The sequence below is a fragment of the Aeromonas sp. MR7 genome (assembly GCF_963899385.1).
Lineage (GTDB): Bacteria > Pseudomonadota > Gammaproteobacteria > Enterobacterales > Aeromonadaceae > Aeromonas > Aeromonas bestiarum.
Genome location: NZ_CAWQXH010000003.1, coordinates 1 through 22,050, shown reverse-complemented (window position 1 = coordinate 22,050; position 22,050 = coordinate 1). Strand labels below are relative to the sequence as shown.

Genomic DNA, 22,050 nt, shown 5'->3' with positions numbered 1-22,050 from the left:
ATCGCCAGTAATCACGCCAGTTGCGGTGTTTTATTGTACAGGTTGACTGAATGGCGAGTGTTTTGTATTAATGTTTGTCGTTGTAGCAGTTCTTTTCATCCAGCCAACGAGAAAATATCATTGTGATACTCGTTTTCATTGGGCGCGTATGGGGATATATTTCGCGCGCCTCTTGGCTCCCGGCCTATGGGTTTCTAACCGGGTGAAAGGACGCACTGTGATGGTTGAACGAACCATCTCTCCATATTTTTTTGAGGGTATGCACATGAACAAAGTACTGGTAGCCGGTATCCTGGGTCTGATGTTGACCGCTTGTGGTCAGAAAGAAGAAGCCGCCGCTCCGGCTGCTACTCCGGCCGCCGACGTTGCTGCAACTGTTGAGAAAGCCGCTAGCGAAGCCACCTCTACCGTAGAGAAGGCTGCTTCCGAAGCGACTGCAACCGTCGAGAAAGCTGCCTCCAAGGTTGAAGCCGCAGTGAGCGATGCCAAGGCCAACTAAGCCTGCACCTCTGCTGAAGACGGGTCCGGAGCCAAGCTCCGGACCCGTTTTTTTATGCCTGACGGGCAAGGTCCCCGCGGTTGGCCAGCCCCTTCTTGCCTAGACCGCCGGGTTGAGTCGGGCGGTGAGCACATGATCCTCCCAGCGGCCGTTGATCATCAGATAGTCACGGGCCAGGCCCTCCCGCTCGAAGCCGAGGCGCTCGAGCAGGGCGGCGCTGCGCAGTGTGATGGACTGGCATATGGCTGGCCTGATGGCGTTAGACCGCCGGGTTGAGCCGGGCGGTGAGCACATGATCCTCCCAGCGGCCGTTGATCATCAGATAGTCCCGGGCCAGGCCCTCCCGCTCGAAGCCGAGGCGCTCGAGCAGGGCACCGCTGCGCAGATTGGTGGGCATATAGCTTGCCATGACGCGGTGCAGGCCGTGCTCCCGAAACAGGTACTCGATGCCGGCCTCGACCACCTCCTGCATCAGACCCTGGCCTTCATGGGCCTGATCGATGGCATAGCCAAGATGGCAGGCCTTGAACATGCCCATCAGTATGTGGGTGAAGTTGCAGGTGGCGATCACCTGCTCGCCCTGGGGGTCGAGCGCCACCAGATGAACGGCGCTGCCGTTGAAGAACTGGCCATAGCTGTCGCGCAGGCGGCCATGCCAATGGCTCAGGGTATAGAAGCTCTCGTCCCGGCTGGGTTCCCAGGGGGTGAGGTGAGCGCGATTGCGCAGATAGAAATCCAGCATCAGGTCGGCCCGCTCGGGCGGCAATACGGTGAGTCGGGTACGGGCCGTGCTGAGGTGCGGTAGTGCCATCAAGGTTCCCTCTGTGGATTCATAGGCATGGTGCCGGCCAGGGCGGCCTCGGCCATCAGTGATCTCGTTGCCTTAACCACTCATCGCGCAGCAGGCCGTAATGGACGTGATCCACCACCCTGTCCGCCAGCCGTTCGGCCCGCCGGCTGATCCCCTCCTGCTGCATGCCGAGTCGCTCGCACACAGCCCGGCTGGGCTCGTTCTCCACCGCCGCGCTGATCTCGACCTTCTCCATCCCCATCTCCTCGAAAGCGTGGTGGATCAGGGCCTGACAGGCGCGGGTGATGATGCCGTTGCCCTGCCAGCGTTCCGCCAGCCAGTAGCCTATGGTGACCTTGGCCAGCGCCTGATCGATCTGGTTGTAGCCGATGACGCCGACCACCTCGCCCTGATACTCGATGGCGGTGGTCAGCCCCTCGCCGCGGGCAAACTTCTCGATGGCGTGACGGATGAAGGTGGCGCTGTCGGCCGGTTGCTGTATGTAGGGGGGCCAGGGCAGCCATTGGGTCAGGTAGTCGCGGTTCTCCCGGCACAGGCCGAAGAGTTCGCTGGCCATGTCGGGCTGCAGGAACAGCAGCGCCAACTCATCGTCCAGTTGCCATGAAAACATCCTTACCTCCCTGCCGCGTCTTGGCCCGGTGCGGGCCGCCAAACAGCCAATGTAGCCAATCAACCCCTTGTGCGCCAAGGACTTTCAGTCTCTCGCCTGCGTTCGCTATCCCCATATGGAGGGGCCTGTCTTGGGGGCTGTACGAGGCCTTGTCATTCTCCACCCTTTTTTAGCGTCATTCACTGCCTTTGGTTATGTTTTCGCTACCAAACATATGAAACAGCAGATCCTGCTACCGGTTCGTGCTGCGCTGTCACATATGACAGGCAGCAATTTCGATCGTGCCAACTAGTGTAGGAACGCCGGGCAACGGACCCGGCGTGCAATCTTCATCGACTTAAGGAAAGACGAGATGAACAAAGTCTATTTGGCCGTGGTATTGGCCTGCTGGGGAAGCGCAGCCTTGGCTGCAGAACAGGTTGACGTACATCAGGTGGCGGGCATTCAGGGGGCACCGAGCGGTGCCGCGGGGGTGAGCGCGCTGGCCGGGGATGGCGAGTTTCGTCAGGTGAGGGCGGTCAAGCTGCCCAATGGCCAGCAGCGGGTGCGCTATGAGCAGACCTGGCACGGCATCCCGGTCTGGGGCCAGGTGCTGGTGGCCGAACAGTCCCTCGGTGGTCAGATAAGCCAGGTCTCCGGCCAGATCCTGCGCCAGATCGATGCCGACGTGGCCAGCCCGACCGCGGCCCTGTCACCGGCCGATGCCGCTGGCAAGGCCCGTGCCGGGGCCAAGGGCAGCAACGAGCGGGTCAAGCTGTTCGTGATGCAGGATGAGGCTGGTCAGGCCCGTCTGGTCTATCTGGTCTCCTGGCTGGCGGCAAGCGAGCAGCCGAGCCGTCCCTTCGTGGTGATCGATGCCCAGAGCGGGGCCGAGCTCAAGCGCTGGGAGGGGATCAACCACAAGGACGCCACAGGCCCGGGTGGCAACGTCAAGACCGGCAAATACTTCTACGGCTCCGACTTCGGCCCCCTGCTGGTGGACGACAGCTGCCGCATGACCAGCCCGAACGTGGACACGGTCAACATGAATCACGCCACCACGGGTGGTGCCGTACACCAGTTCACCTGCCCGGAGAACACGGTCAAGGAGATCAACGGTGCCTACTCGCCGCTCAACGATGCCCACTACTTCGGCAACGTGGTGTTCGACATGTACCGCAACTGGTACAACACGGCGCCGCTCAGCTTCAAGCTGAAGATGCGGGTGCACTACAGCCGCAACTACGAGAATGCCTTCTGGGACGGCAGCCAGATGACCTTCGGCGACGGCGCCACCACCTTCTACCCGCTGGTGAGTCTGGACGTGGCCGCCCACGAGGTGAGCCACGGCTTCACCGAGCAGAACTCGGGGCTGGTCTACTCGGGCCAATCGGGCGGCATCAACGAGGCCTTCTCCGACATGGCGGGGGAAGCGGCTGAAAATTACATGAAGGGCAGCAACGACTGGCTGGTCGGGGCCCAGATCTTCAAGGGCAACGGCTCGCTGCGCTACTTCGAGGATCCGACCCGGGACGGCAGCTCCATCGGTCATGCCAGTGATTACTATGACGGCATCGACGTGCACCACAGCTCGGGTGTCTACAACCGTGCCTTCTACCTGCTGGCCAACACCAGTGGCTGGAATACCCGCAAGGCCTTCGAAGTGTTCGTGCTGGCCAACCGCCTCTACTGGGGCGCCAACACCACCTACGATCAGGGCGCCTGCGGCGTGACCAAGGCGGCCACCGATCTGGGCTACAGCCTGACCGACGTGGCGGCGGCCTTCACCACGGTCGGCGTCAACGCCTCCTGCGGTACCACACCGCCACCACCCGGCAGCGTGCTGCAAAACGGGGTCCCGGTGAGCGGGCTCTCCGCCGCCAAGGGTGGCAAGGTGAACTTCACCATCGACGTGCCGGCCGGCAAGAGCCAGCTGGTGGTCGCCAGCAGTGGCGGCACAGGCGATGCGGATCTCTACGTGAAGTTCGGGGCGCTGCCGACCGGCACCAGCTATGACTGCCGCCCCTACAAGAGTGGCAACACCGAGACCTGCACCCTGAATTCGCCCAAGGCGGGTACCTGGTATGTGCAGCTGAGCGGCTTCAGCGCCTTCTCCGGTGTGACCCTCAAGGCGACTTACTGATCCCTGCTTGATGTGACCTAGCGTTTGGCGCCGGACTTGTCCGGCGCTTTTTTATGCGGGTTTGCCAGACCAGCGCCGGGCCAGGGTGCGAGCGGCTTCCAGTACCCGCTCCTTGGCGGGGTTGGGCCGCTTGCCGCTGCGCCAGGCCATCATGACATCCCAGTGATCCTGCGGCAGATCAACCACATCCAGCTGGACCAGGCGGCCAAACTCCAGGTCCCGGCTGATGGCGAGCGCCGGCATCAGGGTGATGAAGCCGTGCTCCAGCGCCAGTTCCCGCGCCGCGCTGGCGGGCTGGATGGCGTGCAGCGGGCTCGCCACCTGGCGCAGCAGTCGCAGTTGCAGGATCAGCTCGTCGCAGCCTGTGCCCCACTGCTGAGGGGCCAGCCGTTCGTTGGCTATGTCCTGCAGGGTCAGCCCCTGCCGCCCGGCCAGCGGATGGGTGGCGCAGGCCACCGCTATGATGGGGGAGCGGTAGAGCAGTTCGAGCTGGATGCCGGCGATGGCCGGGCACTTGAGGATGAAGCCGACGTCTGTCTCACCGGTCAGCAGCTCCTGCATTATGATGCCGGAGTGATCCGTGTTGCAGCGGATCTCGAACGCTTCATCCACCAGCGCCAGCAGCAGGGGGCCAAACACCACGGTCGTCAGGGAGGGCAGGCAGGAGAGCTTGATGCGGGGCAGGGCAGGCGCCCCCTGCATCGCCAGGCGTCCCCCTTCCAGTGCACTCAGGGCTGCCGCCGCCGCAGGCAGAAACTGCTCACAGGCTGGGGTGGGCGTGGCGCCGCGTCTGTGGCGGCGAAACAGGGGTTGTCCCAGCGCCTGTTCCAGCACGGCGATCCGCTGGCTGACCATGGGTTGTGACCAGCCGCGAATGGCCGCCGCCTTGCTGAAGCTGCCGCGATTGACCACATCCAGTAGTAATTGCAAGTCATCCAGGGTCATAGCCATAACGTAATCCAATATGAAATATAGCCAGTTGTCGGCTACCACTATATCTGGCGGCCTTCCAGAATAGCAGTATCAATCGTTGTGCATTGGCATATTGCCATGCCGGGTCAGAGGGTTGCAGTCACCCTTGACCCGGTTTGGCGACGGCGTCATCCGGGCGATGAGACGAGCGAGTTGGATGTCATTAGCGAAGCAGGGGTCAGGCAGTCATGGTAGAGCGGGCGAGGCGGTTGGGGCGGTGGTTTTTGGCGTTGGATTCCCTCTTGGTGATCCTGGGTTTTTTCGTGGTGATGCCCATGATCAGCCTGCGCTTCGTGGATCAGCTTGGCTGGGCGGCCGGGGTGGTCGGTCTGGCGCTGGGGCTGCGTCAGCTGACCCAGCAGGGGTTGGGGGTGCTGGGGGGATCGCTGGCGGACAAGTTTGGCGCCCGGCCACTCATAGTGGGCGGCATGCTGTTGCGGGCCGCGGGCTTTGCCAGTCTGGCCTATGCCCAGAGCGGGCTTGAGCTGATCCTCTCCTGCATCATCTCGGGGCTGGGGGGCTGTCTGTTCGACCCACCCCGCGCCGCCCTGGTGATCAAGTTCACCCGTCCGCGCCAGCGGGGTCGCTACATCTCCCTGCTGATGATGCTGGAGAGCGCGGGCGCCGTGGTGGGGGCCCTGCTCGGCAGCTGGCTGCTCAACTTCGACTTCGAGTATGTCTGCCTGCTGGGGGCCGGTCTGTTTGTCTGTGCGGCCCTGTGCAACCTGCTGATCCTGCCGCCCTACAAGCTCTCGCAGCGGCCGACTCCGATCCGGGCCGGTCTCGGCCAGGTGCTGGCGGACAAGGCCTTCTGCCGGCTGGTGCTGATCCTGAGCGGCTACTACGCGCTCTGGGTGCAGGTGATGCTGATCTTCCCCATCCTGGTGAAACAGATGGCGGGCAGCACCACTGCGGTGGGCTGGATGTATACCCTGGAGACCGCCATCTCGCTGGCGCTGCTCTACCCTCTCGCCCGTTATGGCGAGAAGCACTTCAAGCTGGAGAGCCGGCTGATGGCGGGCGTGTTGCTGATGACGGCCGGTATCGGGCTGGTGGCGTTTGCGACCACGTTGCCCGCCGTCTTCATGCTGCTTGCCTGTTTCTATCTGGGGATCGTCATCGCCGAGCCGGCGCGGGAGACCCTCATGACCAAGCTGGCGCAGCCGGGCGCGCGTGGCAGTTACATGGGCTTCAGCCGGCTGGGGCTGGCGCTGGGTGGCATGACGGGATACGTGGGGGGCGGTGCCCTGCATGATTACGCCCATGCCCAGGGGCAGCCCTGGTTACCCTGGCTGGTGCTGGGGACGGTCGGCGTGACGACCTTGCTGCTGCTGGTGAACTGCTTTCACCGCGAGCCGAGTCTCGCTCGGGTCAACATCTGACGGGCAATAAAAAACCGGCCGCAGGGCGGCCGGAAGTAATTCAAACAGTAGACATTGGTATCACAGGGTATAACTGACTTCCAATTACTTAGAAGTTGTACTGCAGGGCCACGGCGACCACGTCGTCGGTGTTCTTGCCCAGCGAGTTGGTGTGGGTACCGTTGACGTTGTCCAGCAGGTTGATCTTGTAATCAACATAGGCGTTGAAGTTGTCGGTGAAGTTGTACCAAGCACCGATGGATACGTATTCGGTGGCGGTGTCATCGATACCGCGAGCGTTGTCCTTCACGTCGGTGCGCAGGTAGGCCAGGGACGGCTTGAACTTGCCAACTGTGTACTGGGCCACGGCTTCGTAGCCATCCATCTTCTCGGCGTAGCCGTTGTTGACGAACAGGTGGTCTTCACCGTGGGAGTAGGTCGCGGCTAGGTAGAGATCGCCGGCTTCGTACTTGGCGCCCACGCCGTACAGCTTGGCATCGCGGTCGCCACCGAAGGCGGCGTTGTCAGCCTGCTCGTCGGTCTTGCCAGCCTGGTTATAGGCGGCACCCAGACTCAGACCCATGTCGAAGTCATAGTTGGCGGACAGGGCGAAGCCTTCAGCAGACCCTTCAGAATTCCAGTTGCTGTTCGGGCCGTGCATCACGGAACGGTCGGCGTTCTGCGGATCGTTGTTGCCGGTGAACTGGGCACCCAGGGTCAGACCCTGATAGGTGTAGATGTACTGGGCCAGGCCGTTGGTACGGCCGGTGCCGAACACTTCGGTGTCTTTACCCAGGCCGTCACCGCCCCACTCAGGCAGCACGTCTGTGTAGTCGTTCACGGCTTTGGTGAACAGACCATCCTGACGGCCATAGCTGAAGGCACCGAAACGATCGTGCTTGATGCCGGCGTAAGCCAAACGCAGCTCATCGTTGTCTGAGCCGGAGACAGGCAGGTTGTATTCAGCGAAGCCGAACGCGGTCAGCTCGTTGTCGATCTTGGTTTCGCCGCCAACGTGCAGACGGAAGTAGCTCTGATCACCTTCGGCGCCGTTGTCATCGGTACCGTAGTACATGCCTTGAGCACGGCCACCGATCTCGAGTTTGGTGCCGTTCTGGTCATAGACGGTAGCGGCTTGCGCACCACCGGCCAGCAGCACGCTGGAGATGGCCATAGTAAATGCGGTCTTTTTCATTGTTCATTCCTCTGGTGTAAACACTGTCGGACCTGTGCTCGGCCCTGTTGATCGGTCTCTGTTCCGATACCCCAGAGTAGATCTGCGAACCTTGATAGAAACTGAAGCGCATGAGGATTAATTAATGATTTGACGTAAAAACGAGGCATAAAAAACGGCCCAGAGCGGGCCGTTTGAAGGTTTATGGCATGAAATGCTGATCAGAGTATCAGACCGCCGAAGAAGAAGCCCAGTGCCACGGCGAAAGCGATGGTCGCTGTGCCGGGGATGAAGAAGGGGTGGTTGAACACGGCCTTGCCGATGCGGGTCGAGCCGGTGTCGTCCATCTCGACCGCGGCCAGCAGGGTCGGGTAGGTCGGCAGTACGAACAGGGCGCTCACGGCTGCGAACGAGGCGATGGCGGTCAGCGGGCTGACACCCAGTGCCAGTGCGGCCGGCATCAGGGCCTTGGTGGTGGCGCCTTGTGAGTAGAGCAGCATGGCGGCGAAGAACAGCACCACGGCCAGCAGCCAGGAGTACTGGTTCAGCAGGTCGCCGGCGATCAGCTGTATGGTGTCCATGTTGCCTTTCACGAAGACGTTGCCCAGCCAGGCCACACCCAGTACGCAGATACAGGCGGACATACCGGACTTGAAGGTCGGCATGTTGGTCACTTGAGTGGCGTCCAGTTTGCAGACCAGGGTCATGATGGTGGCAGCAGCCAGCATGATGCCCATGATGGCACCGTCACGGGGGATCGGCGGATTGGCGATCAGGCCCACTTTACCCGAGATGGCGGTGGCATAGGCCATGACGGCCACGATGGCGGCGATGAAGATCCAGACAGAAACCTTGGCGTAAGGCTTCAGCTCCAGCTTGGTGGTGCCACGCAGCTTGATCAGCCCCTTGGCTTTACGCTCCAGATAGACTTCATCCAGCTCCAGCGGTTTGCCCATCATGTTGGCAATGAAGGCGCCCAGAATACAGGCGAGGAAGGTGGACGGAATGCAGATGGCCAGCAGGGTCAGGTAGTCGACACCGAACGGCTCCAGCATGCCGGAGAAGGCAACCACGGCCGCGGAGATCGGGGAAGCCGTGATGGCGATCTGGGAGGCGACAACCGCGATGGAGAGCGGACGGGAAGGACGAATGCCCTGCTCCTTGGCCACTTCGGCGATCACCGGCAGGGTGGAGAAGGCGGTGTGACCTGTACCGGCCAGCATGGTCATCAGATAGGTGACTATGGGGGCGGCGAAGGTGATGTACTTGGGATTCTTGCGCAAGGCTTTTTCTGCCAGCGACACCAGGTAGTCCATGCCACCGGCCAGTTGCATACAGGCAATGGCACAGATGACGGACGCGATGATCATGATCACGTCCCAGGGGATGAAGGTGACCAGCTGGTCGCTCGGAATTTGTACCCCCAGGCCCCAGGTCAGTACCAGCACACCCAGACCACCGGCAAAGCCGATACCGATACTGCCTATCCGGGCTCCCAGATAGATAGCGGCGAGCACGACAAGTAACTCGATAACAATCATAGTGAACACTCCATTTTCCAGTTTTTTTAGGTTTTATTTGGCAGAAAAGCCAATTCCCGATGGGGCTGGGTGAGACCGATCGGGAACTGACTTTATGGGCCGGGATAAACCCGGCCCATTTGCTCGCTTATACGGTGGCTTCGCGGGTGTAGCGCTTGGCTTTGTATTGCGGGTTCATCAGGTTCTCGATGGAGAGAATTTCATCCAGCTGCTCTGCGGTCAGCAGGCCGCGTTCCAGCACGACTTCACGGACGTTCTTGCCGGTCTGGGCGCAGATCTTGCCGACTATGTCCCCTTCGTGGTGGCCGATGAAGGGGTTCAGGTAGGTCACGATACCGATGGAGTTCAGCACGTGGTTCATGCAGATTTCCGGGTTGGCAGTGATGCCTTCGACGCACTTCTCGCGCAGGGAGATACAGGCTTTTTCCATCAGGCTCAGGGATTCGAACATGGCCTGACCAATCACGGGCTCCATGACGTTCAGCTGCAGCTGACCGGCTTCGGCGGCGAAGGTGATGGTGACGTCGTTACCGAATACCTTGAAGCAGCTCTGGTTGACCACTTCCGGGATAACCGGGTTGACCTTGGCCGGCATGATGGAGGAACCCGCCTGCATTTCCGGCAGGTTGATCTCTTTGAGTGCGGTGCGCGGGCCGGAGGAGAGCAGACGCAGGTCGTTACAGATCTTGGACATTTTCATGGCCAGACGCTTGATGGCGCCGTGCAGCATCACGTAGGCGCCGCAGTCGGAGGTCGCTTCGATCAGATCTTCAGCCGGTACGTAGGCACGACCGGTGATCTCGGCCAGGCGCTTGATGGCCAGGGCTGAGTACTCGGGCGGGGTGTTCAGGCCGGTACCGATGGCGGTCGCGCCCAGGTTCACTTCCAGCAGCAGCTCCTGGCAACGCTTGATGGACTTGATCTCTTCACGCAGGGTGACGGCGAAGGCGTGGAATTCCTGGCCCAGAGTCATGGGAACCGCGTCCTGCAGCTGGGTACGACCCATCTTCAGAATGCTCTTGAATTCGGCGGCCTTGGCATCGAAGGCGGCGATCAACGCTTCCAGCGCATGCAGCGTGGTGTCAGTGCTGTTCACCACGGCAACGCGGAAACCGGTAGGATAGGCGTCGTTGGTGGATTGGCACTTGTTGACGTGGTCGTTCGGGTTGATGACGTCGTAACGGCCTTTCGCCAGACCCATGATCTCGAGGGCTATGTTGGCCAGTACTTCGTTGGTGTTCATGTTGACGGAGGTGCCGGCACCACCCTGATAAACGTCGACCGGGAACTGGTCGAAGCATTTACCGGTGTTCAGCATCAGGTCGCAGGCTTCTACGATCTTGTCAGCAATCTCAGGACGGATGGTGCCCAGTTCGCCGTTCGCCATGGCGGCGGCCTTCTTGGTCAGTACCATGCCGCGGACGAATTCCGGAACGTCAGAAATCTTCTGAGAGCTGATCTTGAAGTTCTCGACAGCGCGCAGGGTGTGCACACCGTAGTAGAAATTATTGGAAACTTCTTTGGTGCCCAGCAGGTCTTCTTCAATGCGGACGTTCTTGATGTCGCTCATTGTAATGCCTCAGAAATCAGATAAATGGAAACGATCCTCACCGAGTGGTCGCGAGTTCCTTACGCACGGCTCATCCTGAAGCACCACACATCGAGTGGGGCAGTTGGGGGCTTTTTTGCTCCCTTAATTACTGGCGTCGATATTACCTCAATTGAGGTATCTGATATTAGACCTGGATCACTAAATTTGAGACAACCTCAAATAACTTGTGGTCATTAAACAGATATTGCAATCGAACGATTTACTTTGACAGAACAAGGACTTCAATCACAGTCCAGCAGGCCGTTTTTTCTGAATATCCGGCGTGCTATCACCCTTCAGACTTGAAAAACGAGGGGGTACCCCCATTTTAATTATCAAGGACCTATATCATGGTGGGTTGGCAGCAAGATTATTTCGGTGGCTGCCACCGACCTGAGATTCATTCAAATTCACCCGCACTGAGGTTGTTATGGGCAAGTTATTTCTGTTGTTGGTCGGTCTGGTGCTGCTCGAGCTAACCGTGATGATCGAGGTGGGTTCAGTGATTGGCGCCTTGCCAACCGTCGGCTTGCTGGTGCTGACCGCCGTGATCGGGTCATCGCTGGTGCGCAGTGAAGGCATCAAGACCCTGCTCAATGCGCAGCAAAAGATGCAGCAGGGCGAGATGCCGGGCCGCGAGGTGATAGGGGGCATGATGCTGGCGCTGGCCGGCTTGCTGCTGATCATTCCGGGGTTTGTGACCGATATCTTCGGTATCTTGCTGTTGCAGCCCTGGCTGCGCAACAGGTTGGCCGACAAGCTGGTGGGCAGCGGCCAGTTCAGGATGCAGATGGGCGGTTTTCAGGCGCAGCAGCCTACGTTCGAGGCGCGTCCTGGTGAGGAACAACCGGGTGAGGCCAATCGTGGCGGGACCACCATAGAAGGCGAATTTGAACGTAAAGAATAAACCTCAGTATTGAGACTGTGCCTGTCAGGGCCTGCCCTGATGGCACAGCCGTTCGAAGCGGTGACGGGCATACCACCAGGCCAGTATGCCCGCCGCCAGATTGGCCAGCAGTATCCCCAGATAGACCCCCTGTTCCCCACCCAGTTCCGCCCCCAGCCAGGCTCCTGGCAGCAAGAAGACAAACAGTCGCAACCCGTTGAACAGAAACGAGACGCTCGAGGCCCTGACACCGTTGAGCGCCGAGGCCAGCAGCATCACCATGCCCTGGAAGCCGTAACCTATGGGCACCAGATGCAGATAAAGGATGATGAGACGCACCACCTGCGGGTGATCGCTGAACAGGTTGGCGATGAGCGGTGCCAGCAGCCAGGTCAGGGCGTAGACGCCGAGCTGGAACAGCAGGGCAAAGCGCATGCAGAACTGCAGTGCCGCCTTGGCGCGAGCCGGGTTGCCCGCTCCGCAGTTTTGAGAAATGAAGGGGGCCAGCACGGAAGAGAGCGCCATCATCACGATCAGCAGCAAGGCTTCCACTCTCGATGCGGCGCCATAGGCGGCCACCACCTCGGTGCCCAATCCGGCGAAGATGGTCATCAACACGGCATTGGCCAGCGGGTTGAGTATGTTGGTAAAGGAGGCCGGTACCGCCACGTGCAGCAGGGCGCGCCAGTGAACCAGCAACTGCGGGCGCGGGGATAGGCGCCAGCGCAGCAAGCCTTCCCGATGGCGCAATATATAGAGGCTGACCAGCATGGCCATCAACCAGGAGATCGAGGTGGCAATGGCAGCCCCGCGGATCCCCCACTCGGGAAAAGGACCTATGCCGAAGATGAGCAGGGGATCCAGCATACCGTTGACCAGTCCCGCCACCCCCATCACTAGGCTCGGGGTCTTGGTATCCCCGGTGGCCCGGATGGCGGCATTGCCCACCATGGGCAGCGCCAGCAGAGGCACAGTGAGGTACCAGATCAGCATGTAGTCGTGGATCAGCGAGATGAGCTCACGGCTAGCCCCGAGCAGGGTGAAGAGGGGAACTATCGTCAGGGCGCCCAGTACGGAGAGCAGGGTGACCAGCACAACGGCCAGAAACAGGCTGTCGGTGGTGATGCGGGCGGCTTCGTCATGCCGGCCCTGGCCGAGCGCGTGACCAATCACGGCCGAGAGCCCGGCCCCCAGCCCCATCGCCAGCGAGGTCACCACGAAAGTGACCGGGAAGGTAAAACTGATGGCCGCCAGCGCCTGGGTGCCCAGCATGCCGATGAAGAAGGTGTCGACCAGGTTGAACGCCAGTATGGCGACTATGCCGAGTATCATGGGGCCCGTCATGCGCAACAACACGGAGGTCATGGGGGCGGTCAGCATGGGATTGGGTCGGGTCACGGGCTCGTCTCTTGCATCTGGCGAAGTGCGTTCTGGCTGCAAGCAGCGCAAATCCGGTTTCCTGACCGGGACACGGGCGATCCATCGAAGATATTCATAGTACGTGAAAATATTTTTTTTGTATTTGCCCTTGAAGGGTTAACAAAAACGCCCCACATCAGAGGCATATCTAATTTGGCCAGGAATGGCCATTCCTCAAAGCAACACAGAGACTCATTTTGGGAGAGTTATCGATGAAAATTCGTCCACTGCACGACCGCGTCATCATCAAGCGCATCGAAGCTGAAGCCAAATCCGCTGGCGGCATTGTCTTGACTGGTACTGCGGCCCAGAAGTCCACCCGTGGTGAAGTACTTGCCGTGGGGACTGGCCGAATTCTGGACAATGGCGACGTCAAAGCCCTCGCCGTCAAGGTGGGTGACAAGGTGATCTTCAACGAAGGCTACGGTGTGAAGACCGAGAAGCTGGATGGTCAGGATGTGCTGATCCTGTCCGAGACCGACATCCTGGCGATTGTCGAAGCGTAATTCACCCTTTTCCCCGAATTGATATAAGGATTGAAGAAAATGGCAGCTAAAGAAGTCAAGTTTGGCAACGAAGCCCGCATCAAGATGCTCGAAGGCGTCAACATCCTGGCCGATGCCGTCAAGGTCACCCTGGGCCCGAAAGGCCGCAACGTGGTACTGGACAAGTCCTTCGGTGCCCCGACCATCACCAAGGATGGCGTCTCCGTTGCTCGCGAAATCGAGCTGGAAGACAAGTTCATGAACATGGGTGCCCAGATGGTCAAGGAAGTTGCTTCCAAGGCCAACGATGCTGCCGGTGACGGTACCACCACGGCGACCGTACTGGCTCAGGCCATCGTCAACGAAGGCCTGAAGGCCGTTGCCGCCGGCATGAACCCGATGGATCTGAAGCGCGGCATCGACAAGGCCGTCATCGCTGCCGTTGCCGAGCTGCAAGTGCTGTCCCAGCCGTGTGCCGACAACAATGCCATCGCTCAGGTGGGTACCATCTCCGCCAACTCCGATGAGAAAGTGGGCAAGCTGATTGCCGAAGCCATGGATAAAGTCGGTCGTGATGGCGTCATCACGGTTGAAGACGGTCAGGGCCTGGACGACGAGCTGGCTGTAGTAGAAGGCATGCAGTTCGATCGCGGCTATCTCTCCCCCTACTTCGTCAACAAGCCGGAAACCGGTTCCGTCGAGCTGGATGATCCCTTCATCCTGCTGGTTGACAAGAAAGTGTCCAACATCCGCGAGATGCTGCCGGTGCTGGAAGGCGTTGCCAAAGCAGGCAAGCCGTTGCTGATCGTTGCCGAAGACGTGGAAGGCGAAGCGCTGGCGACCCTGGTGGTCAACACCATGCGCGGCATAGTGAAAGTGGCTGCCGTCAAGGCACCCGGTTTCGGTGACCGTCGCAAGGCCATGCTGCAGGATATCGCCATGCTGACCGGTGGTACCGTGATCTCCGAAGAAGTGGGCATGGAGCTGGAAAAAGCGACCCTGGAAGACCTGGGCCGTGCCAAGCGCATCGTCATCACCAAAGAAAACACCACCATCATCGATGGCGTAGGTGATGCAGCCCTGATCGAGAGCCGTGTGGCCCAGATCCGTCAGCAGATCGAAGATACCTCTTCCGATTACGACCGTGAGAAGCTGCAAGAGCGCGTAGCCAAGCTGGCTGGCGGCGTTGCCGTGATCAAGGTCGGCGCCGCTACCGAAGTCGAGATGAAAGAGAAGAAAGCCCGCGTTGACGATGCCCTGCACGCAACTCGCGCCGCCGTAGAAGAAGGCGTGGTTGCCGGTGGTGGTGTCGCGCTGGTGCGCGTCGCTGCCAAGCTGGCCAATCTGCGCGGTGACAACGAAGACCAGAACGTGGGTATCAAGGTTGCCTTGCGCGCCATGGAAGCTCCGCTGCGTCAGATCGTCATCAACGCCGGCGAAGAAGCCTCCGTCATTGCCAACGCCGTGAAGAATGGTGAAGGCAACTTCGGTTACAACGCTTACACCGAACAGTACGGTGACATGCTGGCCATGGGTATCCTGGATCCGACCAAGGTGACCCGTTCTGCGCTGCAGTTCGCCTCTTCCATCGCCGGCCTGATGATCACCACAGAGTGCATGATCACCGAGCTGCCGAAGAAAGATACCCCTGCCATGCCTGACATGGGCGGCATGGGTGGCATGGGCATGATGTAATTCGGCCATGGTTACCAAACGGCTCGCTTTTGCGAGCCGTTTTTTTTTATGGCGACTAAACTGAGTCTATCGTTGGCAACTTTATCTGAGGTGAATATGCGTGTACTGGGTTTGATTACATTACTGTTTTCTCTGGCAATGCCAGCCATGGCCCTGGAGGCGCCGCAGGGACCCGTCATCTTGAAGGTGACCGGCAATGTGATGCCCGCCGAGGCGACCGAGGGGGTCGTTGCCTTCGATCTGGCCATGCTCAAGGCGCTGCCACAGCACGAGATAGTGACGAGCAACCCCTGGGTCGACAAACCGCACAAGTATGTGGGGCCCAAACTGGCAGATGTGCTGACTGCCGTCGGGGCGGATGGCAAGGCCATTACTCTGACCGCATTGAACAGTTTCCAGATCAGGATCAACTGGGATAAGGTCAAACAATATGATCCTATTCTGGCCTGGCAGGATGACGGGGTTACCATGCGGGTACGGAATAAGGGGCCGCTTTGGTTTATCCTACCGCTGGATCAGTATCCTGAGCTGAAACGGTCAGAATTTACCGACATGATGATCTGGCAACTGAGTTCGGTTGATATCCAGCATTGATAGAATGGTTTGCGGGAGTGCGGGTGAAAGCAAAGACCAAGGCGTGGCCTTTACTTGTGGTGCTTTATCTATCCATCCTGTTGTTCACGGGAAGTACCCTGTATTGCCTCGCGCAGATACAGAATGCGACCCGGGTGATGGAGAAATATACCTATGATGTCTCCTGGGCCCTGATGCAACTGCAGCTGGAGTTGGGGCGCTTCCTCAACTCCGTCGAGATCTATCATTATGGCGGTATCGATCACGACACCCTGATGCTGCGTTACGACATCCTCTGGAGCCGCACGCCCATTCTGCTCAGTGGCCAGCTGCGCCAGAGCATGAAGGACAAGCAGAAGACGCTACGGCTGGTGCAGCTGATCGAAAGCAATATCCGCGAGATGGAGCCCAACATCACCCAGCTGAAGTCTGGTACGCCGGACTATCAGCAAATAATGATGCGACTGGCCCCCTTGCAGGAACCCCTCTCTTACTCCCTTGCGTCTGTCATGCAGAAGAACATCAACGTCTATTCGGGCAATGACAAGCGTTTCGGTCAGCTGCGCAATGCCCTGCTGTTCATGGTATCCGGCCTAGTGCTGTCGGTGATGCTGCTCAGTGGCCTGCTGATCCGCGAGGCTCGCCGGCACTTCCGTGCGGCACGGGTCGATCCCCTGACCGGGCTAGCCAACCGGCTGGCGTTGCTGGAGAAGATGGAGTCCTACGCGACCAAGGAAACGCCATTTGGCCTGGTGCTGGTGGATATCAATGATTTTCGCGATATCAACAGCAAGTTCGGCTACAACACAGGTGACTTCCTGCTGCAGGAGCTGGCAAAGCGGATCCGCAGTCTGTGTGAAAATGGCGAGTGGGTCGCGCGCCTGGGGGGCGATCAGTTTGCCATGATCCAGCGCGAGAGCAGTGACCTGCGGCAGGTAAGGGAGCTGGTGGCCCGCCTGCTCCATGCGCTCAAGCAGGACATCATCATCGACAATTATCCGTTCCGGCTGGAAGTGGGGATTGGTATCGCTTTCTTCCCGATGGACAGCAAGCTGACGCAGGAGCTGCTCAGTCGGGCCGAGCAGGCGCTGTTCCACAGTCGCAAGACCCATGTCCCTTATGTCATCTATGACAATTCGCTGCTCAATGAGACGGCGCGTCGCAAGCATCTGGCCAGCGACATGATAATGGCGCTGGAGCACAACGCACTCGAGCTCTATTACCAGCCCATCGTCAATCTCGAAAGTGGCCGCTGCGAGGCGGTCGAAGCGTTGCTGCGCTGGCGCCACCCCGAATTGGGCTTCATTCCGCCCAATGAGGTGATCCAGGTGGCGGAAGAGTTCCAGCTGGCCGAGAAACTGGGCAGCTGGGTGCTGAATACCGCCTGTGAACAGCTCTATCAGTGGCAGCAGCTCGGGCTGGTTGACTTGCAGATGTGCGTGAACATCTCGCCTGGCATGTACCAGCGCAACTTGTTGAAGCTGGTGGCCAAGGCCTTGATGGAGCACCATATCCCGGCTGCCAGCCTGGTACTGGAAGTGACGGAAGACACCACCATGCGTGAGGTGAAAAATTCCTTGCAGCTGATGCAGGATCTCAATCAGCAGGGGGTACAGCTGGCACTGGATGACTTCGGGACCGGCTACTCCTCCCTCAGCTATCTGCAGAAACTGCCGGTCAGCAAGGTGAAGATAGATCGCTCCTTCATTCAGGGGATCGATACCTCGGTAGAAGCCTCGGAGCTGGTCGCCAACATTTGCCGCATGGGCTCCATGCTGGGCAAGAGTCTGGTGTGTGAGGGAATCGAAACCCAGGCCCAGCTCGATGTGCTGCGCACCCTCACCGACATTCATCTTTACGGACAAGGCTATCTGTTCAGTCGCCCCGAGCAGGCAGAGAAGGTCTATCAGACCTTGCTGGAGATGGAAGAGCAGTGGCTGGAGCGGCGTCAACCCAACAAGACGTATTTAATCTAGCCAAAATGATTCATGTCTGGCACAGGATGGCCGATAGTCTTAGGGCAGGAGGTACACCATGGATATATCTAGTTCTGCATCAACGTCATTTGGTTCTGCTTTGCTGACAGCCAGTCTGGCCAAGAAACAGCAAACCCAGGATGGTGAAGCCGCTTTGAAACTGCTCCAGACGGCTGCTCAATCAGCCCCGACCGCAGCGACATCGGCCAGCTCCACACTGGGGAGTAAAATCGATATTCGCGTCTGATCATAATGAAAAAGCCCTCATCAGTTGATGGGGGCTTTTTTTATGTCCACGATCTGGCCTATAGCGAAAAAGGTGCGGGAGCTTCAAAGGTCATCCGCTCGCCGCTGCGCGGGTGGCTGATGGTCAGCATGGCCGCATGCAGGTAGAGATGGGGGGCCGCCGCCAGTGCGTCTGGATGAGCATAGAGGTTGTCACCCAGTATGGGGTGCCCCAGCTCCAGCATATGGACGCGCAACTGGTGTGAACGGCCCGTGATGGGGGTCAGCTTGATCAGGCTGTTGCCGTTCTCCACCTTCAGCTTTTCCCATAGGGTCAGGGCGTGGCGCCCCTCCTCAAAGTCCACCTTCTGTTTCGGACGGTTGGGCCAGTCGACACAGAGTGGCAGGTCGACCTGACCCGAGTCCGCTTCCGGCTCGCCCCACACCCAGGCGAGGTAGTGCTTCTCGGTCTCCCGCTCGCGAAATTGCCGGCTCAGCTCCCGATGGGCATTGGGAGTAAGAGGGATGACAATGACGCCTGTGGTAGACATGTCGAGGCGATGGGCTGCCGCCGCCTTGGGGTGCTGCTGCTTCACCCGATGCAGGACGCTGTCTTCATTCTCGGGGCCGCGCCCGGGGACGCTCAGCAGGCCAGTGGGCTTGTTGACCACCATGATGTCCTTGTCCTTGAACAGGATATCGAGCCAGGGTTCCAGAGGCGGTGAGTATTCAAACATAAATGTCTCGCATCAGAAGGTGGGAGCAAGCCCCCATCGGTTATGGGTAACCACAATCATAAAGGGCATGGGATCCCGCGTGAGCCGGTCATGTCTCTTCAGTATCGCGTCAGTTATGGGTGACCACGATAAAGCGGATGGCATCCAGCTTGAGTTGGGTCTGATCGATCAGGTGGTGCAATTCTGCCTGCAGATTGCGCAGATAATCCAGTTCGCTGTCGCGCACGTTCGGGTTGACCGCCTTGAGTGCTTCGAGACGATCCAGGTCCTGCTGCAGGGTCTGCGCCATCTGGGCGCGCGCCTTGTCGACAATCCCGGCTTTCAGCTCTTCGGCAATCGGCTGGCCCTTGCCAATCAGGCCGTGGATCACCGGCTGGGAAGCGGTCACCAGCTTGCTGCCAAGGTGGCGGTTGACCGGGGTCAGCTGGCGGTTGAAGGCATCGAACGCCACCTTCTCACCCAGGTTCTGGCCGTTCTTGTCCATCAGCAGGCGAATTGGCGTCGGCGGCATGAAGCGGTAGAGCTGGGGATGAGCCGCAGACTCGGCCACGAAGATGAGCTCAAGCAGGATGGAGCCGACCGGCAGCGCCTTGTTCTTGAGCAGGGCCACCGAAGTGGCACCGATCTCGGAGCCCAGGATGAGGTCGATGCCACCGCGCATCATGGGGTGATCCCAGGAGAGTAGCGCCATGTCATCTCGCGACAGGGCGGTCGGACGATCGAAGGTGATGGTCATGCCATCCTGGGGCAGACCCGGGAAGCTGGAGACCAGCATGTGATCCCCCGGCGTCAGCACCAGAGCATTCTCGCCACGGTCATCCTGATTGACGCCGATCTCGTCGAACATCTTGAGGGCGAAGGAGATCATGCCGGTGTCATCGTCTTCGGCAGTCAGCTTGTCGACCAGTTGCTGCGCAGCCACGCCACCGCTGGAGTGGATCTCCAGCAGGCGATCGCGCCCCTGCTCCATGCGGGATTTGAGCGGCTCGTGGATCTCCCGTGTCCTTGCCAGAAGGGCATCCAGAGCGGCTTGATCACCCGTGTTGGCGGCAAGCAGTTCAAACAATTCCTCACGCACGGCTTCGAATACCGGGCGGGCGGTCGGACAGGTCTGCTCGAACGCATCCAGTCCATCGTGGTACCAGAGCTGCAAGGCACGCTGGGCAGTCCCTTCCAGATAGGGAACGTGGATCTCGACGGTATTTTGCTGACCGATGCGATCCAGGCGGCCGATGCGCTGTTCCAGCAGATCCGGGTTGAGGGGCAGATCGAACAGCACCAGATGGCTGGCAAACTGGAAGTTGCGACCCTCTGAACCTATCTCGGAACAGAGCAACACCTGAGCACCGCTCTCTTGCTGGGCGAAATAGGCCGAGGCCTTGTCCCGCTCCAGAATGGACATTCCTTCGTGGAATACTGTGCCGCGGATCCCTTCACGGGTACGCAGCGCCTCTTCCAGCGCGATGGCGGTAGCCGCTTCCGAGCAGATCACCAGTACCTTCTGTTGGCGGGCCGAGAGCAGCAGCTCCAGCAGCCAGTCAACGCGGGGATCAAACTGGGTCCAGGTTGCGTTCTCGCCTTCAAATTGCTGGAAGATCTTCTCCGGATAGAGGTAGCGCAGGGCGCGAGTCTGCAGCTCACCGCCGTTGCCGCCCATCATGCCCATCACCTTGATGGCGGTCTTGTACTGCTCCGGCAGCGGCATGGGGTAGACGTTGAGGTGACGCTCCGGGAAGCCCTGAATATTGGCGCGGCTGTTGCGAAACAGCACCCGGCCTGTGCCGTGCTGATCCAGCAACGTGGCGACGGCCTGCTGGCGGGCGGCGGCATCGCTCAGATCCAGCCCTTCCAGCTGGCTGGCGAGGATCTGCTTCGCTTCGTCGCTCAGGCTCTCGCCATCCAGCAGCTCCTGGGCGGCGCTGGCGACCTGGCCATAGGCCTGCTCCTCGGTGAGGAAGGCGTCGTAGTCGTAGAAGCGCTCGGGATCGAGCAGGCGCAGACGGGCAAAGTGGCTCTGGTGGCCCAGCTGATCCGGGGTCGCGGTCAGCAGCAGTACGCCAGGCACCTGTTCGGCCAACGCTTCCACCATCTCGTAGGCGCGGCTCGGGGCCTCCTCGCTCCACTCCAGGTGGTGCGCCTCGTCGACAACCAGCAGATCCCACTCGGCTTCCAGCACCTGTTCGAAGCGACGACGCTTCTTGCGCAGGAAGTCGAGGCTGCAGATCACCAGCTGTTCGGTTTCGAAGGGGTTCTCCGCATCGGCGAACGCCTCGATGCAGCGCTCCTCGTCAAACAGGGAGAAGTGCAGGTTGAAGCGGCGCAGCATCTCGACCAGCCACTGGTGCTGGAGAGTCTCGGGCAGCAGGATGAGCACGCGATGGGCACGCCCCGAGAGCAGCTGTTGATGGATGATCATGCCCGCTTCTATGGTCTTGCCCAGGCCCACTTCATCAGCCAGCAACACGCGCGGAGCGTAGCGGTGGCCCACTTCATGGGCGATATAAAGCTGGTGCGGGATCAGGCTGACCCGGCCGCCGGCCAGACCTCGGGTCGGATTGCGCCGCCGCTGGTGCTGGTTGATCAGGGCTTCGTAGCGCAGGGTAAAACGGGACATACGGTCAATCTGACCGGCGAACAGGCGATCCTGCGGCTTGTTGAACTTGATGAAGTTGTTGAGAAACACTTCCTTGAGGGCAACGGGCTCATCGTTGTCGGTGCGTACACCTACATATATAAGCAGACCGTTTTTCTCCTGCACTTCTTCGACCGTCATGGTCCAGTCTTCATGACTGGCTATCTGATCGCCCACATTGAAGCTGACCCGGGTGACCGGCGCTTCTTCTTTGGCATACATGCGGTTTTCACCGGTAGCCGGAAACAACAGGGTCACCATGCGTCCTTCAACAGCAACGACAGTCCCCAACCCCAGATCCGTCTCTGTATCACTAATCCAACGCTGGCCAAGTGCAAAAGGCATTAAACTCTCCAAAGCCCAAGAGTGTGTGAATCGCAAAGGGGCGCTATGTTACCCGAAGGCGTGACCTCGATCACCATGCATATAGATGTGGTGACACCAAATCACCACAACCTTGATCTGTAACCGGCAAGGCATCACTGAAGACAGCTCTATGTCGTCAAATGAGCGTCTTATTGCGGGATAAATAGGCTTTTTGGTGGATTGATGAGCGGTTGAGCTAATAATTCGAATTTAATTCGAAACATCTCTTGCCAGCGTGATCCAGATCCCTATAATGCGCCACATCGACAGGGCAAGCGGCAACGCAAACACCCCAGTCGGTGCCTCGAAAAGCCTTTGAAAATAAGGCTTGACTCGAGAAGGCGGTTGAGTAGAATTCCACTCCCGCAGCAACAC

Annotated in this window: 19 protein-coding genes; 9 read left to right on the top strand and 10 right to left on the bottom strand. The window is 59.5% G+C overall.

The window, feature by feature from the left end; translation table 11 throughout:
* Positions 1 to 265 precede the first annotated feature (265 nt).
* Complete coding sequence (locus AACW87_RS01655; protein WP_043142271.1) at positions 266 to 499, top strand: hypothetical protein; 234 nt, start codon at positions 266 to 268, stop codon at positions 497 to 499.
* 99 nt (positions 500 to 598) lie between these two features.
* Here AACW87_RS01655 and AACW87_RS22595 read toward each other — a convergent pair whose 3' ends face one another.
* From AACW87_RS22595 to AACW87_RS01640, 3 genes are read right to left on the bottom strand one after another with little or no spacing between them, the layout of a single operon-like run.
* Complete coding sequence (locus tag AACW87_RS22595; RefSeq protein WP_445206841.1) at positions 599 to 793, bottom strand: hypothetical protein; 195 nt, start codon at positions 791 to 793, stop codon at positions 599 to 601.
* Positions 759 to 1,310, bottom strand: a complete 552-nt coding sequence (locus AACW87_RS01645; RefSeq protein WP_043554930.1) for a GNAT family N-acetyltransferase — start codon at positions 1,308 to 1,310, stop codon at positions 759 to 761. The genes AACW87_RS22595 and AACW87_RS01645 overlap by 35 nt, the downstream gene beginning before the upstream one ends.
* A 55-nt stretch (positions 1,311 to 1,365) precedes the next feature.
* Positions 1,366 to 1,920, bottom strand: a complete 555-nt coding sequence (locus AACW87_RS01640; protein WP_043554929.1) for a GNAT family N-acetyltransferase — start codon at positions 1,918 to 1,920, stop codon at positions 1,366 to 1,368.
* A 352-nt stretch (positions 1,921 to 2,272) separates the two neighbouring features.
* On the opposite strand from AACW87_RS01640, the gene AACW87_RS01635 reads away from it, so the two are divergent.
* The gene (locus AACW87_RS01635) at positions 2,273 to 4,042 is read left to right on the top strand and encodes a M4 family metallopeptidase (RefSeq protein ID WP_043142062.1); all 1,770 of its coding nucleotides are present in this window, start codon (positions 2,273 to 2,275) and stop codon (positions 4,040 to 4,042) included.
* 51 nt (positions 4,043 to 4,093) lie between these two features.
* Here the strand turns inward: AACW87_RS01635 and AACW87_RS01630 are convergent, their stop codons facing one another.
* Entirely contained in the window at positions 4,094 to 4,993 is a 900-nt protein-coding gene (locus AACW87_RS01630; RefSeq protein WP_043142060.1) for a LysR family transcriptional regulator, read from the bottom strand.
* Between the two features lie 209 nt (positions 4,994 to 5,202).
* Between AACW87_RS01630 and mdtH the strand changes: the two genes are divergently transcribed.
* The gene (gene mdtH, locus AACW87_RS01625; protein ID WP_241326389.1) at positions 5,203 to 6,396 is read left to right on the top strand and encodes a multidrug efflux MFS transporter MdtH; all 1,194 of its coding nucleotides are present in this window, start codon (positions 5,203 to 5,205) and stop codon (positions 6,394 to 6,396) included.
* 88 nt (positions 6,397 to 6,484) lie between these two features.
* Here the strand turns inward: mdtH and AACW87_RS01620 are convergent, their stop codons facing one another.
* From AACW87_RS01620 to aspA, 3 genes are all read right to left on the bottom strand, one after another.
* Positions 6,485 to 7,570 (bottom strand): porin, encoded by a 1,086-nt coding sequence (locus tag AACW87_RS01620; protein WP_241326388.1) that lies wholly within the window; start codon positions 7,568 to 7,570, stop codon positions 6,485 to 6,487.
* A 200-nt stretch (positions 7,571 to 7,770) separates the two neighbouring features.
* Entirely contained in the window at positions 7,771 to 9,090 is a 1,320-nt protein-coding gene (locus tag AACW87_RS01615; protein ID WP_042872604.1) for an anaerobic C4-dicarboxylate transporter, read from the bottom strand.
* A gap of 127 nt (positions 9,091 to 9,217) precedes the next feature.
* A complete protein-coding gene (gene aspA, locus AACW87_RS01610) occupies positions 9,218 to 10,660 on the bottom strand; it encodes an aspartate ammonia-lyase (protein ID WP_098980678.1) in 1,443 nt (480 codons plus the stop codon).
* Positions 10,661 to 11,111: 451 nt separating this feature from the next.
* Here aspA and AACW87_RS01605 point away from each other — a divergent pair, with 451 nt between their 5' ends.
* Positions 11,112 to 11,588 (top strand): FxsA family protein, encoded by a 477-nt coding sequence (locus AACW87_RS01605; RefSeq protein ID WP_043142052.1) that lies wholly within the window; start codon positions 11,112 to 11,114, stop codon positions 11,586 to 11,588.
* A 24-nt stretch (positions 11,589 to 11,612) separates the two neighbouring features.
* Here AACW87_RS01605 and AACW87_RS01600 read toward each other — a convergent pair whose 3' ends face one another.
* A complete protein-coding gene (locus AACW87_RS01600) occupies positions 11,613 to 12,965 on the bottom strand; it encodes an MATE family efflux transporter (protein ID WP_445206840.1) in 1,353 nt (450 codons plus the stop codon).
* A 233-nt stretch (positions 12,966 to 13,198) separates the two neighbouring features.
* On the opposite strand from AACW87_RS01600, the gene AACW87_RS01595 reads away from it, so the two are divergent.
* From AACW87_RS01595 to AACW87_RS01575, 5 genes are all read left to right on the top strand, one after another.
* The gene (locus tag AACW87_RS01595) at positions 13,199 to 13,492 is read left to right on the top strand and encodes a co-chaperone GroES (RefSeq protein WP_005318973.1); all 294 of its coding nucleotides are present in this window, start codon (positions 13,199 to 13,201) and stop codon (positions 13,490 to 13,492) included.
* A 39-nt stretch (positions 13,493 to 13,531) separates the two neighbouring features.
* The gene (gene groL, locus AACW87_RS01590) at positions 13,532 to 15,166 is read left to right on the top strand and encodes a chaperonin GroEL (RefSeq protein WP_043554921.1); all 1,635 of its coding nucleotides are present in this window, start codon (positions 13,532 to 13,534) and stop codon (positions 15,164 to 15,166) included.
* Positions 15,167 to 15,262: 96 nt separating this feature from the next.
* Positions 15,263 to 15,760 (top strand): molybdopterin-binding oxidoreductase, encoded by a 498-nt coding sequence (locus tag AACW87_RS01585; protein WP_172955411.1) that lies wholly within the window; start codon positions 15,263 to 15,265, stop codon positions 15,758 to 15,760.
* A gap of 23 nt (positions 15,761 to 15,783) precedes the next feature.
* A complete protein-coding gene (locus AACW87_RS01580) occupies positions 15,784 to 17,715 on the top strand; it encodes a putative bifunctional diguanylate cyclase/phosphodiesterase (protein ID WP_098980676.1) in 1,932 nt (643 codons plus the stop codon).
* Positions 17,716 to 17,773: 58 nt separating this feature from the next.
* Positions 17,774 to 17,962 carry a hypothetical protein gene (locus AACW87_RS01575; protein WP_080741189.1) on the top strand — a complete coding sequence of 63 codons (189 nt, stop codon included), beginning with the start codon at positions 17,774 to 17,776 and terminating at the stop codon, positions 17,960 to 17,962.
* A gap of 58 nt (positions 17,963 to 18,020) precedes the next feature.
* On the opposite strand, the gene rluA is transcribed toward AACW87_RS01575, so the two are convergent.
* Positions 18,021 to 18,677, bottom strand: a complete 657-nt coding sequence (gene rluA / locus AACW87_RS01570; RefSeq protein ID WP_043142040.1) for a bifunctional tRNA pseudouridine(32) synthase/23S rRNA pseudouridine(746) synthase RluA — start codon at positions 18,675 to 18,677, stop codon at positions 18,021 to 18,023.
* A gap of 109 nt (positions 18,678 to 18,786) precedes the next feature.
* The gene (gene rapA / locus AACW87_RS01565) at positions 18,787 to 21,654 is read right to left on the bottom strand and encodes an RNA polymerase-associated protein RapA (protein ID WP_241326387.1); all 2,868 of its coding nucleotides are present in this window, start codon (positions 21,652 to 21,654) and stop codon (positions 18,787 to 18,789) included.
* Positions 21,655 to 22,050: the final 396 nt, after the last annotated feature.